The sequence below is a fragment of the Pseudocitrobacter cyperus genome, assembly GCF_039889165.1.
Taxonomy (GTDB): Bacteria; Pseudomonadota; Gammaproteobacteria; order Enterobacterales; family Enterobacteriaceae; genus Pseudocitrobacter; species Pseudocitrobacter cyperus.
In genome coordinates, this window is sequence record NZ_JAYMYY010000008.1 from 101,089 (window position 1) to 118,369 (window position 17,281).

The 17,281-nt window shown below is 53.5% G+C and carries 14 protein-coding genes and 1 riboswitch; of the genes, 4 read left to right on the plus strand and 10 right to left on the minus strand.

Going from position 1 to position 17,281, the window contains the following annotated elements:
* Nucleotides 1-54: 54 nt before the first annotated feature.
* Nucleotides 55-1,392: a maltoporin gene (locus VSR74_RS20300; RefSeq protein ID WP_347796365.1), complete on the minus strand. Its 1,338-nt coding sequence runs from the start codon at nucleotides 1,390-1,392 to the stop codon at nucleotides 55-57.
* A gap of 75 nt (nucleotides 1,393-1,467) precedes the next feature.
* Nucleotides 1,468-2,577, minus strand: coding sequence for a maltose/maltodextrin ABC transporter ATP-binding protein MalK (gene malK, locus VSR74_RS20305; protein WP_347796366.1), 1,110 nt, complete (start codon nucleotides 2,575-2,577; stop codon nucleotides 1,468-1,470).
* Between the two features lie 372 nt (nucleotides 2,578-2,949).
* Between malK and malE the strand changes: the two genes are divergently transcribed.
* The 3 genes from malE to malG all read left to right on the plus strand — a co-directional run bounded on the left by malE (nucleotide 2,950) and on the right by malG (nucleotide 6,714).
* Entirely contained in the window at nucleotides 2,950-4,140 is a 1,191-nt protein-coding gene (malE, locus tag VSR74_RS20310; RefSeq protein ID WP_347796367.1) for a maltose/maltodextrin ABC transporter substrate-binding protein MalE, read from the plus strand.
* A gap of 124 nt (nucleotides 4,141-4,264) precedes the next feature.
* The gene (malF, locus tag VSR74_RS20315; protein WP_347796368.1) at nucleotides 4,265-5,809 is read left to right on the plus strand and encodes a maltose ABC transporter permease MalF; all 1,545 of its coding nucleotides are present in this window, start codon (nucleotides 4,265-4,267) and stop codon (nucleotides 5,807-5,809) included.
* A 14-nt stretch (nucleotides 5,810-5,823) separates the two neighbouring features.
* Nucleotides 5,824-6,714, plus strand: a complete 891-nt coding sequence (malG, locus tag VSR74_RS20320) for a maltose ABC transporter permease MalG (protein WP_347796369.1) — start codon at nucleotides 5,824-5,826, stop codon at nucleotides 6,712-6,714.
* A gap of 115 nt (nucleotides 6,715-6,829) precedes the next feature.
* Here the strand turns inward: malG and psiE are convergent, their stop codons facing one another.
* The 6 genes from psiE to pgi all read right to left on the minus strand — a co-directional run bounded on the left by psiE (nucleotide 6,830) and on the right by pgi (nucleotide 13,239).
* Nucleotides 6,830-7,240 (minus strand): phosphate-starvation-inducible protein PsiE, encoded by a 411-nt coding sequence (psiE, locus tag VSR74_RS20325; protein WP_347796370.1) that lies wholly within the window; start codon nucleotides 7,238-7,240, stop codon nucleotides 6,830-6,832.
* Between the two features lie 122 nt (nucleotides 7,241-7,362).
* The gene (locus VSR74_RS20330) at nucleotides 7,363-9,459 is read right to left on the minus strand and encodes a YjbH domain-containing protein (RefSeq protein WP_347796371.1); all 2,097 of its coding nucleotides are present in this window, start codon (nucleotides 9,457-9,459) and stop codon (nucleotides 7,363-7,365) included.
* The gene (locus tag VSR74_RS20335) at nucleotides 9,459-10,196 is read right to left on the minus strand and encodes a capsule biosynthesis GfcC family protein (protein WP_347796372.1); all 738 of its coding nucleotides are present in this window, start codon (nucleotides 10,194-10,196) and stop codon (nucleotides 9,459-9,461) included. Before VSR74_RS20335 ends, VSR74_RS20330 begins: the two co-directional genes overlap by 1 nt.
* Nucleotides 10,193-10,831, minus strand: a complete 639-nt coding sequence (locus VSR74_RS20340) for a YjbF family lipoprotein (protein ID WP_347796373.1) — start codon at nucleotides 10,829-10,831, stop codon at nucleotides 10,193-10,195. The genes VSR74_RS20335 and VSR74_RS20340 overlap by 4 nt, the downstream gene beginning before the upstream one ends.
* 64 nt (nucleotides 10,832-10,895) lie before the next feature.
* Nucleotides 10,896-11,138: an exopolysaccharide production protein YjbE gene (gene yjbE, locus VSR74_RS20345; RefSeq protein WP_015966345.1), complete on the minus strand. Its 243-nt coding sequence runs from the start codon at nucleotides 11,136-11,138 to the stop codon at nucleotides 10,896-10,898.
* A gap of 451 nt (nucleotides 11,139-11,589) precedes the next feature.
* Nucleotides 11,590-13,239: a glucose-6-phosphate isomerase gene (gene pgi / locus VSR74_RS20350; protein WP_347796374.1), complete on the minus strand. Its 1,650-nt coding sequence runs from the start codon at nucleotides 13,237-13,239 to the stop codon at nucleotides 11,590-11,592.
* A 214-nt stretch (nucleotides 13,240-13,453) separates the two neighbouring features.
* A riboswitch (Lysine riboswitch) is annotated at nucleotides 13,454-13,647 on the plus strand.
* A gap of 83 nt (nucleotides 13,648-13,730) precedes the next feature.
* Here pgi and lysC point away from each other — a divergent pair.
* Nucleotides 13,731-15,080 (plus strand): lysine-sensitive aspartokinase 3, encoded by a 1,350-nt coding sequence (lysC, locus tag VSR74_RS20355; RefSeq protein WP_347796375.1) that lies wholly within the window; start codon nucleotides 13,731-13,733, stop codon nucleotides 15,078-15,080.
* 50 nt (nucleotides 15,081-15,130) lie between these two features.
* Here lysC and VSR74_RS20360 read toward each other — a convergent pair whose 3' ends face one another.
* Nucleotides 15,131-15,916 carry a nucleotidyltransferase domain-containing protein gene (locus tag VSR74_RS20360; protein ID WP_347796376.1) on the minus strand — a complete coding sequence of 262 codons (786 nt, stop codon included), beginning with the start codon at nucleotides 15,914-15,916 and terminating at the stop codon, nucleotides 15,131-15,133.
* 5 nt (nucleotides 15,917-15,921) lie between these two features.
* The gene (locus VSR74_RS20365) at nucleotides 15,922-17,049 is read right to left on the minus strand and encodes a slipin family protein (RefSeq protein ID WP_347796377.1); all 1,128 of its coding nucleotides are present in this window, start codon (nucleotides 17,047-17,049) and stop codon (nucleotides 15,922-15,924) included.
* Nucleotides 17,050-17,281: the final 232 nt, after the last annotated feature.

Consider the following 17,281-nt stretch of genomic DNA (forward strand, 5'->3'; position numbering starts at 1 on the left):
AGAGAGAGGGGCTTACGCCCCTCTTTTCAGGCATTACATCGGGTTAAACGACGATTACCACCAGATTTCCATCTGTGCGCCGAAGGTGATTTCATCATCATCGCCGCGGCTGAAGGTACGTGCAGACGTGTCATTGTAAGCAACGCCAGGGGTATAGCCTGCAATTGAGCTTTTACCTGCTGGTGCATAACCCCATTTTTCATCCCACTTGGCATAAGTTGCGAATACGCGGATTGCTGGACGAGACCAGATGCTGTCACCTGCCTGCCACTGTTGCGCAAGGGTGATTTTGTATTGGTTGTTACGATCGCCCGTCTGTTGAGATTTCACGTTGTCGTAACCTACTTCCAGTAAGGTGCTCATGATTGGCGTCCATTTGAACATTGGACGAACACCAACAGTCCACCATTTAGTACCGTTATTGTTGTCCCAGTCGATATCCTGATACATACCGACATACATGAGATCCCAACGCTCGCCCAAAGAAATAGCACCATGGTCAAGCACACGCCACATCGTACCGTTATTATTCACTTCATAAGGAATATCATCAGCGACATTTACTCCAGCCCCCTGAGACAGACCTTTCCCATGAGAAGTCATTGAGTCTGTTGCATATTGCAGTACAAATTTGTTGTAGCCTTTCAGCATGCTCTGAGTATGTTCTGCCGTGAACATCCAGCCATCTTTAGACGCGCCATCAACCAGTCGATAATCATCGCGAGGGTTGGCACGACCGTAATCCATACCTAATTCAAGCGTGCCGCCTGGGTTAATTTCCATACCAGCTAAGCGTAAATCAAAAACGTCATTGGCCGTTTTCGTGTAATAGTCACGAATATCGTTGCTGGAGAAGTTGGAAGAACCGCCTGCTTCAGAAGAACGGGTCGCTGCCAGAGACAGTTTACCGAAGCCCAGGTCGATATTTTCGATACCTGCACCAGGGCCAGAAATATCCCAGTAGTAGAAGTCGATCATGTGTACGTCATGACGCTGATAGAAGCGCTTACCGGCCCAGATGGTGGAACCTGGCAGCCATTCAATCAGGTTTTTACCCTGCACGTTGGCTTCACGGAACGCCGGGTCAGTACCTTCCCAGTCATTCTGCTGTGCAACGGAATACGCCACGTTGGTATCAAAGTAGAAACTCTTATCACCTTCTTTCCAGACTTCCTGGCCCAGCTTCAGTTCCGCATAGGTTTCACATTCGTTACCAAGACGGTACTTACTTTGTGCACCCGTTGCCTGGAAACACTGTTGTTCACCGCCGCTGCCAGTCCAGCCGATACCGGAACGAGCATAGCCGTGGAAATCAACTGCCAGCGCCTGAGCAGACATAACGCCTGCCGCGACGGCAACTGCCAGTGGAAGTTTGCGCAGAGTAATCATCATTCTATCTCCTGAGATCATTGCTTTTCTTTGAAACACGAACCCTTGTAACCGGGTTTTGTGCCTTTGTTATGGGAATCAAACGCCGGGCTCTTTGTGCAACCGACGACATGCAGTGCCATCTTCACGGAACAGATGGCAGCGCTCTGGTGGCAAGCCAATAGCGAATGTGGCTCCCTCTTCTACTAACACCACATCATTCTGGCGATAGACCAGGTTCTGATGGATGGCGGGGATCTGGATATGAATTTGCGTTTCGTGACCAAGCTGTTCCACAACGTGGACTTCACCTTCCAGGGTGACATCAGCGATGTCGCTGGGCAGCAGATGTTCAGGGCGGATACCAAGCGACATATTGGCGCCGACCTGCACGTTGTTACTTTCGACGGGCAGCCAGACCTGCTGGCGGTTTGGCAGCTCAACCTGCACTTGGTCGATGGCCGTTGCCGTCACTTTTACCGGCAGGAAGTTCATCTTCGGCGAGCCGATAAAGCCCGCGACGAAACGGTCGGCCGGGTAGTGATAGAGTTCAAGCGGTTTACCGACCTGCGCCACGCGGCCAGCGTCGAGCACCACGATTTTGTCGGCCAGCGTCATCGCTTCGACCTGATCGTGGGTGACGTAAATCATCGTGCGACCCAGACGTTTGTGCAGACGGGAAATTTCGATACGCATCTGTACGCGAAGCGCGGCGTCCAGGTTGGAAAGGGGTTCATCAAGCAGGAACACATTCGGTTCAGCGACCAATGTGCGGCCAATCGCCACGCGCTGACGCTGACCACCGGAAAGCGCTTTTGGTTTACGCTCTAACAGATGCGCCAGTTGCAGAACTTCAGCCACCTGATTAACGCGCTGGTTGATGACATCTTTCTTTGCACCCGCCAGCTTCAGACCGAAGGACATATTCTCGGCAACGGAGAGATGCGGATACAACGCGTAAGACTGGAACACCATCCCCACACCGCGTTCAGCAGGCGGGATTTCGTTCATCCGGGTTTCCCCGATATAAAGGTCGCCGCTGGTAATCGTCTCAAGACCGGCAATCATACGCAGCAGCGTGGATTTACCGCAGCCCGACGGCCCAACAAACACCACGAACTCCCCTTCCTGGATATCCAGGTTGATATCTTTCGATACCACCACGTTACCCCAGGCTTTCGTTACATTTCGTAGTTGTACGTTTGCCATCGCCTTCTCCCTTGTTACAACCCGTCACTAACAGAAACATTCAAGATGGATTGAACTATGGGGTATCCATTGTTGTCGCGAATCCTCCACCCCCCTTGTTTTTTATGGGGGAGGAGGCGGGAGGATGAGAAAATGTCTTCTGCCACCGTCAGTTAGCGGCTGGGGTAAAAATCGTGACGCGCCTTGCAAAAACGGGGCATTTTTTATGTGCGCCAGGACTCATAACTTTAATTTATGTAACAGAGATCACACAAACACCCCCCAGGGCGTAGAGGAAGGGAGGATGGAAAGAGGTTGCTAAAAAAGGAGACTCATCAACGTAAAAACCACCTCTGTGTATCCACGAGTACATCACCAAAAAGGACGGGATATATGAAAATTAAAACTGGCGCTCGCATCCTCGCGCTGTCTGCTCTGACCACGATGATGTTTTCCGCCTCAGCCCTCGCGAAAATCGAAGAAGGAAAACTGGTTATCTGGATCAACGGCGATAAAGGCTATAACGGCCTCGCCGAGGTAGGTAAGAAATTCGAGAAAGACACCGGCATTAAAGTCACCATTGAACACCCGGACAAGCTGGAAGAGAAATTCCCGCAGGTTGCGGCAACCGGCGACGGCCCGGACATCATCTTCTGGGCGCATGACCGTTTCGGCGGCTACGCGCAGTCTGGCCTGCTGACTGAAATCAGCCCGGACAAAGCCTTCCAGGACAAACTCTATCCGTTTACCTGGGACGCCGTTCGCTATAACGGCAAACTGATCGCTTACCCAATTGCGGTTGAAGCCCTCTCCCTGATTTACAACAAAGACCTCGTTCCTAACCCGCCGAAAACCTGGGAAGAAATTCCTGCGCTGGATAAAGAGCTGAAGGCGAAAGGTAAGAGCGCGCTGATGTTCAACCTGCAAGAACCGTACTTCACCTGGCCGCTGATTGCTGCGGACGGCGGTTATGCGTTCAAGTTTGAAAACGGCAAATATGACGTGAAAGACGTGGGCGTGGACAGCGCTGGCGCCAAAGCGGGTCTGACCTTCCTGGTTGACCTGATTAAAAACAAACACATGAACGCGGATACCGATTACTCCATCGCTGAAGCGGCCTTTAACAAAGGCGATACGGCGATGACCATCAACGGCCCGTGGGCATGGTCTAACATCGATAAGAGCAAGGTGAACTACGGCGTAACGCTGCTGCCAACTTTCAAAGGCAAGCCGTCTAAACCGTTCGTCGGTGTGCTGAGCGCCGGTATCAACGCCGCCAGCCCGAACAAAGAACTGGCGAAAGAGTTCCTCGAAAACTACCTGCTGACCGATCAGGGTCTGGAAGAAGTGAACAAGGACAAACCGCTGGGTGCCGTTGCGCTGAAATCTTACCAGGATCAACTGGCGAAAGATCCGCGTATCGCGGCCACCATGGATAACGCCCAGAAAGGCGAAATCATGCCGAACATCCCGCAGATGTCCGCCTTCTGGTATGCCGTTCGTACTGCCGTGATCAACGCAGCAAGCGGTCGTCAGACTGTTGATGCAGCACTGAAAGACGCACAGGGCCGTATCACCAAGTAATGCTTTTATCCCCTCTCCCTCAGGGAGAGGGTTAGGATGAGGGTTGTGTTAAAAGTTCGCCCTCACCCCGGCCCTCTCCCCCAGGAGAGGGAGAAAAGATCAATCGCTGTAGAGGAAGATCCCCATGGATGTCATTAAAAAGAAACATTGGTGGCAAAGCGACACGCTGAAGTGGTCAGTGGTAGGTCTGCTGGGCCTGCTGGTGGGTTACCTTGTAGTTTTAATGTACGCACAAGGGGAGTACCTGTTCGCCATCATGACGCTGATTTTAAGCTCTGTTGGCCTGTATATTTTTGCCAATCGCAAAGCCTACGCATGGCGTTATGTCTATCCGGGCATGGCCGGGATGGGTCTGTTCGTTCTGTTCCCGCTGATTTGCACCATTGCTATCGCCTTCACCAACTACAGCAGTACCAACCAGCTCACCTTTGAACGTGCACAGCAAGTACTGATGGACCGCTCTTATCAGGCCGGTAAATCCTACAACTTCACGCTGTTCCCGGCGGAAGATGAGTGGCAACTGGCGCTGACCGACGGTGAAAGCGGCAAGAATTACCTCTCCGATGCCTTTAAATTGGGCGGTGAGCAGAAAATTACGCTGAAAGAAACCGACGCCCTGCCGGAAGGCGAGCGGGCGATGCTGCGCGTGATCACCCAGAATCGTCAGGCACTGAATCAGTTAACAGCGGTGCTGCCGGATGAAAGCAAAGTTGTAATGAGTTCTCTGCGCCAGTTCTCTGGTACCCGTGCGCTATACACGCTGGGCGCCAATGACGAACTGACCAATAACCAGACCGGCGTGAAGTATCTGCCAAACAACGCTGAAGGTTACTATCAGGCGGTCGATGCCGCAGGCCAGTTGACCGGTGAGAAACTGAGCCCTGGCTATACCGTCACTATCGGCTGGGATAACTTCAGCCGCGTCTTCACCGACGAAGGGATCCAGAAACCGTTCTTCGCCATCTTCATCTGGACGATTGTCTTCTCCGTCCTGACCGTCATTCTGACCGTTGCCGTCGGTATGGTGCTGGCGTGTCTGGTACAGTGGGAAGCCCTGAAAGGCAAAGCGGTTTACCGTGTGCTGCTGATCCTGCCTTACGCCGTACCGTCGTTTATCTCGATTCTGATTTTCAAAGGCTTGTTCAACCAGAGCTTTGGTGAAATCAACATGATGCTGAGCGCGCTGTTTGGTATCAAACCAGCCTGGTTCAGCGACCCAACCACCGCGCGCTCGATGATTATTATCGTCAACACCTGGCTCGGTTATCCGTACATGATGATCCTGTGCATGGGCCTGCTGAAAGCGATTCCGGACGACCTGTATGAAGCCTCGGCAATGGATGGCGCAGGCCCGTTCCAGAACTTCTTCAAGATTACGCTGCCGCTGCTGATTAAGCCGCTGACGCCGCTGATGATCGCCAGCTTCGCCTTTAACTTTAACAACTTCGTGCTGATTCAACTGTTGACCAACGGCGGCCCGGATCGACTCGGCACCACGACCCCTGCCGGTTATACCGACCTGCTGGTGAGCTACACCTACCGTATCGCCTTCGAAGGCGGCGGCGGGCAGGACTTCGGCCTCGCCGCGGCGATTGCCACGCTTATCTTCCTGTTGGTGGGTGCGCTGGCGATAGTGAATCTGAAAGCCACGCGCATGAAGTTTGATTAAGGGAGATAACGACAATGGCTATGGTACAACCGAAATCTCAGAAACTGCGCTTGTTTACAACGCACCTGTTACTCCTGATCTTCATCGCGGCAATCATGTTCCCGCTGCTGATGGTTATCGCCATTTCACTGCGCGAAGGTAACTTCGCCACCGGGAGCCTGATCCCGGAAAAAATCTCCTGGGAGCACTGGCGGCTGGCGCTGGGTTTCAGCGTAGAACACGCTGATGGCCGCGTCACGCCGCCCCCCTTCCCGGTTCTGCTGTGGTTGTGGAACTCGGTGAAAATTGCGGGCATCACTGCGATTGGCATCGTCACCCTCTCCACGACCTGTGCTTACGCCTTTGCGCGTATGCGTTTCCCGGGCAAAGCGACGCTGCTGAAAGGGATGCTGATTTTCCAGATGTTCCCGGCGGTGCTGTCTCTGGTGGCGTTGTATGCGTTGTTTGACCGCCTCGGCCAGTACATTCCGTTTATCGGGCTGAACACCCACGGCGGCGTGATCTTCGCTTACTTAGGCGGTATCGCCCTGCACGTCTGGACGATTAAAGGCTACTTCGAAACCATCGATAACTCGCTGGAAGAAGCGGCGGCACTGGATGGCGCGACTCCGTGGCAGGCCTTCCGCCTGGTGCTGCTGCCGCTCTCCGTACCGATTCTGGCGGTGGTGTTTATTCTGTCGTTTATCGCCGCGATTACCGAAGTGCCGGTTGCATCGCTGCTGCTGCGCGACGTGAACAGCTACACCCTGGCGGTTGGTATGCAGCAATATCTCAACCCGCAAAACTACCTGTGGGGCGACTTTGCCGCAGCAGCCGTACTTTCCGCCATCCCGATTACCGTCGTGTTCCTGCTGGCGCAGCGCTGGCTGGTTAATGGCCTGACGGCGGGCGGTGTGAAAGGTTAAGACCCTCGTTTTACCCTCCCGGAAACGGGAAAAGCCACTGCAATCCTCGATTTAACTTGTGACTGTTGTTTGGCGCTCCTCGGAGCGCCATTTTTTTGAGCCTAATGGGATAGGTTTATTCGCGTTTCAGGCGTTTGGAGTTACACAGCCAGAGCGTGATCACCAGTAACAGGATCGCCCCGGAGTAGATCAACACGTCGAGCGGCGAGGTGTGATCGACAATGATCAGACGCACAATCGCGGTGATCCCGATATAGATAAAGTAGCGCAGCGGAAAGTGAAACCCGGACTGAAAGTACTTCACAATCAAGGCAATAAATTCGAAATAAAGAAAGTAAACAACCAGTCCTTCCACCAGCTCATATTTACTGGTGCGCTCAGGCGCAAAGAGCACATCGGCTAAATGCAGCGTCTCTTTACCCAGAAAAATAACCAGAATCATACCAAGGCAGAGTAGCCCAAGGTTGAGGACAGTCTGTAAGACGGTCGAGATAAACTCGACTCGGGGACGTGGGAGTGATGTCATGGCGGCATCTCCTGTGCAGGCTGAGCCTCTTGTATAACGCAAAAATGTGATCCAGATCTACATTTTTTACATCAGCAGTGCCGGATGGCGGCTACGCCTTATCCGGCACACAGACAGCACAGTTACCGGAAATTCATGCTTTTATCGCTGGTGATCCCATACAAATCAAACTTGCGGCCCAGTTTCTGACCGCCGTCACGGGTCAACGGTACCCAGTTCACCGCCGCACGGCTGCGCGTCGCGCCGGATGAGAAGAGATCCAGCGGCACCGAAACGTACACGCCTTTGGTGAACTCCCCTTCCCCGTACTCATCGCCGGAAACGTTGGTGATGGTGGCATACCCTCCCACCACAACACCGCTGTCAAAGTGTTTGGAGATATCGAGCGTACCGCCCTTATCGCCCGCCAGATATTGCCCCACGCTGGCTTTGACCAGCACGTCCTGAGCAAACGGCGGCGTCCAGTAAGCGGTGAGATGCCCGGTTTTCACGCTGTAGTCGGTGAATTTCATCATGTCCTGCGCGCTGCGCCAGTCACGCTGCTTCACGTAGTTAGCGTCAATACCCACCGCCCAGTTACTGTCTACCGGGCGATACAGCGCCTCGACGCCCGCCCCGCCGAACATGGTTTCCAGATAGCCGCCGTACACCTGGCCGTAGAAATTATTCCCCAGATACTGGAAATAGTTGGCCTGCAGGTTGTTTACATAGACATCGTTTTCAACGTATTCACGCACGTGAGTACGCACGCGCGGCAGTTTCGAGTCGCTCGGCGGGTTAGTGTAGTTAAACTTGTCATAGTTGTTGGCGATGTTGGCAAACAGGCTACCGCTGGTCAGCAGGTGGTCAGTGACCCACCAGTCCGCCGTGCCCATCACGCCCAACTGGTACATGTAGAAACTTTCCGGGCCGCCGACGGACTGGCTGAGTACCGGGTCGATATGGAAATCGAAGCTCGATTTGTCGATGTACCAGCCCTGTTCGGTGCTTTCCGGCACAATCGGCGTGACGCGCTTCTGCTCCAGCGGCGTTTCGTGGCCGAGCGGCTCACCTTCCAGATGACGTTGCAGGCTGGCGACATTGGTTTCTGTCGTCACCTGCGGCATGTTAAGGCGATTTTCAGTGATGCGAATGGTGCGAATGCCCTCTGGCAAATCATTCATGATGATGCGATTCGCCCGCTCGATACCCTCACGCGAGTCACGGTATTTCACCTGTTCCCCGGTAACGTAAAGCGTATCGCCTTTGGTCTGGATATTCGGATCAGCAAAACCGGCGTTGTATTTCAGTAATGTAAGCTGATTCGCCACCACCGAATGTTGCAGAATCTCGTCCTGCGGCTGTGGGCGGTATTTTGGCCGCGCGTTGTCGTTATAAGACGGGCGCAGATCGTTAAAGTTAGTGCGCAGGGTGAAGCCGAACATAACGGTATTACCGCGCTCATAGCTCAGGTTAACGTCGGCCCAATCCGCGACGCGATAAATAGCGCCGACGTTAAACTTGCTCTTCTGATCCAGTTTTCCGGCAAAATCTTCCTGATAGTTATTGCCTTCATACTCCAGTTTCAGACGCAGCGGCTGCCAGGGCGTTTGATACTCCACCCCGCCAAAGAATGCCGCCGGGCCCCGGAACATCTGACTGCTGTCCATCGAACCCGCCTGGCGATAGCTATTATCGCGATGACAGTATTTGTCACTGTAAGAACAAAACGGGTTAGTGGCGTTACCGCTGGTGCCAAGATAGCCCCAGCCCAGGCCGAGGGAGAAATCGAACGGCCCCCAGGCTTTGTTGGCGACAATATATTCGGAATCGAACAGACCCGTCCCGCCGATATCGCGCGCGCCAACAGACACCTGCGGCATCCAGTAGCTCTCTTCCCACAGGCGCAGCTTCAGATCGAAGGCTTTATCTTTATAGGTCTGATCGCCGGAGAAAGAGTCCACGCTGCTGTACTGTTTAGTACGTACATCCGTATAACGCAGCGTCGTTTCCAGCCACGGGAACAACTGTACGGAGGCGGAGTAGTAGCGATACTGATCGTTATCCCGATAGTTGAGGCTGATCTCCCCTTCACGCGCCATACGTGCCGTGGGCGTTTGCAGCAGGCCGACGCCACCAAAATCAGACTGTGAAGGGCCAACAGGCGCCGGATACGTTTCGGCGTGGCACGCGGCGCTTACGCCCAGCGCCAGCAGGCTATAAAGGTATTTTTTTTTCATTAATCAGGTATCCGCTGCGACAGGGAGCGAAGAATGGCGACATTCAGTTCATCGTATTTCTTCGTCCACAGTGAATCGGCAAAGCCAACAAACACGATGCTGCCGGGCATCGGCTCAATGTGACGTCGGTTCCAGTAGGCGATGGGCGCTTTCAGCGTGCGTCCATCCGGGTAGATAACCCACGCGTAGCTGCGTTCGCCGCCGCTTAACCGGTCGATATCTTTGAGGTAGCCTGCGACGTCACGTCCCGGTGTGAAAGCCACTTTTCCAGGACGATTGATCAGACCAAAGAGCGTGATAGTGGAGGGTTCATGACCCACCCACAGGCTATATTTTCCCTGTAGCGGCGGTTTTTTCCCTTCCCCGATACGGACTTCATCCGGATCCAGCGAGACAAATTGCCGACCCGTCACCTTGATGCCCTGAAGTTGCTGGCGAAGGGCATTGATTGCGGCAGCGTCCGCCCCGCTCGCCTCCATCGCCGCGCGGCTTAGCGCTGCGAGTAATGCCATGTGCTGTTGCTCAGCGACCGTGCTGGCCTGTTGTTCGGCAATCACCGCGCCACGCCACCAGCTTCCGGCTAATCTCGGCTGAGCGACGAGATCGGCCAGGTGAGCGGCATTGGTCAGGGTTATTGTTTTAGCGTCCCCCGCACGATGAACATCTACGGTACCTGCTGCTAAAGCGCCACCAGAAATGGCGCATAAAAGTCCTGCGATCAGGGTGATTTTTTTCATTGTTTTGCTGCCTTGATCAGGGTCGTTTTCACCGGGAAATAGCCCGCCCCAAGGTATTGTTCTGATTGACGGATCTGGCCTTCGCTGTCTACCCAGAAGCGGTTGCGCCAGCTTGTCTGGTCGGTGACGACCTCTTCTTCCAGCACACGAACTGGCGTGTCGCTTCCGGCTAAGGTGAGCGTTTCACTTTCCCCCCAGCGGAAGGTGGATCGCGCAGTGGCGTAGCGCACCTGTCGGTGTTCAGTCCAGCCCATGGTGCGCGTCCAGACTGCGCCATCAACCACCTGGTTAGGTTTGGCTAATGGGTCACTGGCGAGATTATTGACCTCCAGCAGGTTGTCGCCCGCCAGTTGCGTCTTCACGATGCGCCCATGCTGAGTCACCAGCGTGGCCTGATCCTGCGTTACCCACTTATGCTGACCGTTTTCCGAGTAAGCCAGCGCGACAAATATCTGCGGGCCGTTATTAAGCTGAACGTACTGGCTGGCGTAGGGCATGTTCTGGATATCGTCGGCGGTGAGCTGCACGCCAGGCGTACCGAACAGACTGTCCCATAACGATTTTCCCAGCCCTTTAGTGCTGGCTGAACACGCCTGAAGCAGCAGGCAAAGAGTGATAATGGCAAGTCGCTTCACGACGCTTCTCCGAAGGGGCAAAATAACCACACCGAAGTGTGGTTATGGGTAAACGCACCCGTTATTACTGGGTACTGGTTGTTGTGGTGGTCGTGGTTCCGGTATTGGAGCCATCACCGCCACCTGTCGCTGCCAGCGCAACCCCCACCGCGGAACTCACGGTGCTGGCGCTGGTCGCGGTAGAACTCCCCGCGGAGACAGACGTCGCTGCAGAACCTGCCGCATCGCCGGTTTCAACCGGTGCTGCTGACGCGGAAGCCGCCGCAAACGCAGATATGGCAAAAATGCCATAAAGGATTTTTTTCATAACAATTTCCCTTCATTGAATGAATGGAGGTACATACCCTGAAAATTTCGGGCTGCAGAGTGAAAGTCAGCATGAAATAGATGCGTGGCTAACGCACATACAACCTGAAAATAAGCGGGCATACCTGAAATATTCAGGCGTCATCGAGTATACACAACTCAAACAATGGAATTAGCGTTGCGAAGATGTGGCGGAGGATTTTAAGAAAATGAGAAAAAAGAAAAAGATAAATATATTTTATTAATTATAAATTATTTTAAATCAGCTAGTTATGTGATCAATAAAATTTCACGACCTGCGTATTATCTTAAAATAAGACCTTATTTAATTAAAGGAATTACATGTTTTAGGATTATACTCATCATTAATTTCCGGCGAAGATCACGGACAAGAGGATTTATCCGATAAAAAAATGCCGGCTATTAAGCCGGCATTTTCAGATTAAGATGACTTATGCGCGCCAGGATTTATAACGGTTAATCAGGCCGTTAGTCGAGCTATCGTGGCTGCTAATTTCGCTACCATCTTTCAGTTCCGGCAGAATACGGTTTGCCAGTTGTTTACCCAACTCGACGCCCCACTGATCGAACGTGAAGATGTTGAGGATTGCGCCCTGAGTAAAGATTTTGTGCTCATACAGCGCAATTAACGCACCCAGGCTAAACGGCGTGATTTCGCGCAGCAGGATGGAGTTCGTTGGGCGGTTGCCTTCGAACACTTTGAATGGCACCACGTGATCAAGCTGAGACGGGTCTTTACCCTGATCGCGATACTCCTGCTCAACCACCTCGCGGGATTTACCAAACGCCAGCGCTTCCGTCTGTGCGAAGAAGTTAGACAGCAGCTTCTGATGGTGATCGGAAAGCGGGTTGTGAGTAATCGCCGGTGCGATAAAGTCGCAAGGCACCATCTTCGTGCCCTGGTGAATCAACTGGTAGAACGCATGCTGGCCGTTGGTGCCCGGTTCGCCCCAGATGATTGGGCCGGTCTGGTGCGCCACTTTGTTGCCGTTGCGATCAACATACTTACCGTTGGACTCCATGTTGCCCTGCTGGAAGTACGCGGCAAAACGGTGCATATACTGGTCGTAAGGCAGAATCGCTTCTGTTTCCGCACCGAAGAAGTTGTTGTACCAGATGCCAATCAGCGCCAGCAGAACCGGCAGGTTTTTCTCGGCAGGCGTGGTGGAGAAATGTTTGTCCATCGCATGCGCGCCGGAGAGCAGCTCAACGAAGTTGTCGAAGCCCACGGACAGGATAATAGACAGACCGATAGCAGACCACAGCGAGTAACGACCGCCGACCCAGTCCCAGAACTCAAACATGTTGGCGGTATCGATACCAAACTCACCGACGGCTTTGGCGTTGGTCGAAAGCGCGGCGAAGTGTTTCGCAACGTGTTTCTGATCGCCCGCGGTCGCCAGGAACCAGTCGCGCGCGCTGTGGGCGTTGGTCATGGTTTCCTGGGTAGTGAAGGTTTTCGATGCCACCAGGAACAGGGTGGTTTCCGGGTTAACGGTTTTCAGCACTTCCGCGATGTGGGTGCCATCGACGTTAGAGACAAAGTGCATGTTGAGATGGTTTTTGTACGGGCGCAGTGCTTCAGTCACCATGAACGGGCCGAGGTCAGAACCACCGATACCGATGTTCACCACGTCGGTAATTGCCTTACCGGTATAGCCTTTCCAGTTACCGGAGATAATCGCTTCGGAGAAAGCTTTCATCTTATCCAGCACGGCGTTCACTTCCGGCATCACATCTTTGCCGTCAACGATAATCGGGGTATTGCTGCGGTTACGCAGGGCAACGTGCAGCACAGCACGATCTTCAGTACGGTTGATCTTCTCACCGGAGAACATGGATTTAATGGCGCTGCTCAGATCGGTCTCTTTCGCCAGATCCTGCAACTTGCTCAGCGTCTCTTCCGTAATACGGTTTTTAGAGAAGTCCACCAGCATCAGATCGTCAAACGTCGCGGAAAATTTGCTGAAACGGTCACTATCTTTAGCAAACAGTTCAGCAATCGTGACATCTTTCATTTCATCGAAGTGTTTCTGTAGTGCCTGCCACGCAGCAGTCTGCGTTGGGTTGATGTTTTTCATTAGCAATACCCTTCTGATTTGAGAATCGTTACTGCCCTCGATTGTAGCGCCAGTTACAAAAATTTGTGATCGTTTTAGTGTTTCAGGGCTCAAAGAGGGAAAGAAGACGCAAAAAGTATAGCTGTCATAAGTGATTTTTCTGACACCCCTTTTTGCATGAAAAATCCGCATAACCCCGGCGTTGACAGGGGTGGCATAAGCCTTTATTTATAAAGGCACTAGAAGAGGCGCGTTGCCCAGGTAAGGTACATGAGACACCGGTTCGATGACGGTATCCGAGGGGGAGCAACGCCGAGGTGGTGAAGAGTTCGGTAGCATTCACTATCGGCCGCAGGGGCTGAATCCCCTGGGTTGTCACCAGAAACGTTGGCAGTCCGGCGTTTCGCAAGGTGGAGCACTTCTGGGGAATCCGTAGTTTCTGCGCCCCTGTATATCGCTCTTCCCTTGTGCCAAGGCTGAAAAATGGAACCCCTGACACGAGGCAGTACACAATGACAGATTTTGTCGTCGCCAAATTTGGCGGCACCAGCGTAGCCGATTTTGATGCCATGAACCGCAGCGCGGACGTGGTTCTCTCCGATTCCCGCGTCCGTTTAGTGGTGCTCTCCGCCTCCGCAGGCGTCACCAACCTGCTGGTTGCGCTGGCCGAAGGCCTGGAAGCAACCGAGCGCTTCGCTAAACTTGATGCCATCCGTAATATTCAGTTCTCGATTCTGGAACGTCTGGCAAACCCGAACGTCATTCGCGAAGAAGTGGAACGCCTGCTGGAAAATATCACCACGCTTGCGGAAGCGGCTTCTCTGGCCACCTCAACTGCGCTGACCGATGAACTGGTCAGCCACGGCGAGCTGATGTCCACCCTGTTGTTCGTAGAAGTGCTGCGTCAGCGCGATGTGCAGGCACAGTGGTTTGATGTGCGCAAAGTGATGCGCACCAGCGATCGCTTTGGCCGTGCCGAGCCCGACGTCGCCGCGCTGGCGGAACTGGCGACGCAGCAGCTTGCGCCGCGTCTTGCAGAAGGCATGGTCATCACCCAGGGGTTTATCGGTAGCGAAGCCAAAGGCCGCACCACCACGCTTGGCCGTGGCGGCAGCGACTATACCGCCGCCCTGCTGGGCGAAGCGCTACATGCCACCCGTGTCGATATCTGGACGGATGTGCCGGGTATTTACACCACTGACCCGCGCGTCGTCCCCACGGCAAAACGCATTGATGAAATCGCCTTTGAAGAGGCCGCTGAAATGGCAACCTTCGGCGCGAAAGTGCTGCACCCGGCAACGCTGTTGCCTGCCGTGCGCAGCGATATTCCCGTCTTTGTCGGTTCCAGCAAAGATCCGCAGGCGGGCGGTACGCTGGTGTGCAATAAGACCCAGAACCCACCGCTGTTCCGCGCGCTGGCCCTGCGTCGTAAGCAGACGCTGGTCACGCTGCACAGCCTGAATATGCTGCACTCCCGCGGTTTCCTGGCGGAAGTTTTCGGCATTCTGGCGCGCCACAATATCTCCGTCGATTTAATCACCACCTCAGAAGTGAGCGTGGCGTTAACGCTGGATACCACCGGCTCAACCTCCACCGGCGATACGCTGCTGACGCAGTCGCTGTTGATGGAGCTGTCCGAACTGTGCCGCGTGGAAGTAGAAGAGAACCTCGCGCTGGTGGCGCTGATTGGTAACGACCTCTCCAAAGCCTGCGGCGTAGGGAAAGAAGTATTTGGAGTTATGGAGCCGTTCAACATTCGTATGATTTGCTACGGCGCATCCAGCCATAATCTTTGCTTCCTGGTGCCAGGTAGCGAAGCCGAACAGGTTGTGCAGAAGCTGCATCATAATTTGTTTGAATAAATTGGCACGGAATAATGCCCGACAAGCAATATCGCTGTCGGGCAATATGATCACACCATCACCGTTTGATAAAGCAGTTTATCAAGCGCGCTGACATTTCCCGTTCGGGCATCTGGCAACGTAGGTGTCACTTCGCCTCTCGCCAGTTCCGAGTGGATGAATGCATGCAACAACGGACGCCGCATGCCATATTCCGCTTCACCTGCGCGCATTTTACGCACCAACAATTCGTCTATCTCCCGACGCAATGCGGTCTCCAGATCGCTACCTGCCAATAGCTCGGCAAAACGCATCGGTGGAGCGCCTTTTCCTGCCTCAATCCAGCGAACTGCCAGCAGCGGACGCAGTACGTAGAAGTATTTTTTCAATCTGACTTCATCCCCCTGCAGATAACCACGAAAGTTTTTCCGCGCCATTGAGAGGTAGTGCCAGCGTGCGCGAAGCGGTGAGAACCAATGAGGGATCTGCTCTTTCAGCGCCGAAAATGTCACATCGTCCTGCCGATAAACGATTGGCGAATCCAGCCATTCGATAAGCGTCGGGTTTGCCCCTTTTAGTAGACCAAGAGCCTTACGCCACTCCCAACCACAAACATCCAGCTCATCATCTATCGGCAGTTCGATCACATCTCGCTGGGGCTCAACCCGCAAATACCATTCCGGCGGGTGAACATATAAAAAGCGCACGTCGTAATCACTATCAGGCGAGGCGAATCCCCAGCCCCGGCTACCGAATTCACAGGCAAAAAGCACCCTTACATCATAACGGCGCTCCACCTCTTCGAGCTGTCGTAACACCCGCTCGCGCATCGCGCCGTTAACGCCGTTATTCATCATTTACTCTACCCTTTTATATTCACTAAACCGTGTAGCAGCTGGTCAAGACCGCCAAAGACCGAGATTTTATCGATACGCTCAGCCACCTTTTCTAAGGTCTCCATTTCCTTGAGCCGCAGCGCAACCGGGTTGTTTTCCATGACTTTGGCTGTGTTTAAAAGCGAACGCGTTGCAGCCGTCTCTTCACGTCGACGGATAACGTTCGCCTGCGCCGATTTCTCCGCTTCAACGACCTTCGCCAGGATGGTTTTCATTTCGCCCGGCAGCACAATGTCCTTCACACCTAAAGACGCGATTTCAATACCCAATGGCGCCATACGGGCTTTCACCTGTGCGCTCACCACCTGATCGATAACCTGCTTATCTTCCAGCAATTCATCGAGCGTGCGTGTTCCCACGGCTTCACGTAGCGCGAATTGCAGCTCGCGGTACAAGTGATCTATCGGTTTCGCCAGTTGTCCAAAAGCCTGTAAAACATCCTGATAACGCCAGTTAGCCGCCAGATTCAAACGAAGATTCACTTTGTCTTTGGTCAGAATCTCCTGCCCGCCCACTTCCAGAACCTGAAGTCGGGTATCGACCGCCTCGGCCTCCACAAGGTGATTCACCTTCCACCAGGCACTCAATCCGGGTGACAGCAATGCCTGTGTTTCACCATCAACTTTTAAAACCCCCACATGCCATGCAGCGATAGATACCGTGAGAATAATATCGCGCCCTTTTACCGCACCACTGCGTCGTGGCTGTAACACCGCGTTCATAACCTCCGCAGGGACCTGAACCTGCCGCGTATCCATACGCATCACGTGCATCTCCTCAATAGGCTTCCAGTACAAACGACGAGTGGAAGGCGCGAGAATCTCTTGCAACACGCCATTGATATACAAGGCGCCTGCTTCAGAATCGGTTAAATCCGCGATCACGCAGTAACGTTCAACCCATTCTGGCTGATAGCGACGCAGCCAGTTCGCCAGTACTTCAGGCACTTCGCCACCGTCCAGGTTTACCACCAACACATCCGGCGTGGTGAACCAGGATAAACGATGTTCGCCTGCTTCCAGGACACTGTAGTAATCGCCATTTTTTGCCAGTAATCCCAACTGACCTTTTCGTATTGTGATTTTCTTCGACATTTTCTGTTCCTTTTAAAAATCAGGTGCGAGTGCAGAGGCGAAGCGACAGGGGAACTCCCTTTTGCCTGCCGCACGGCATCATTACCGGCAGCCTGTTTTGCGAATTGCCACCTGCACAATCCACGGTTTTGTTCGGTGAATAACAACCAGTGTTCATTGAGTAAATGAATCGGGAATCGAACCCTTGCGTGTCATCGACTGAGACGGAACGCTCTCGGGAAAACAGCCTCAA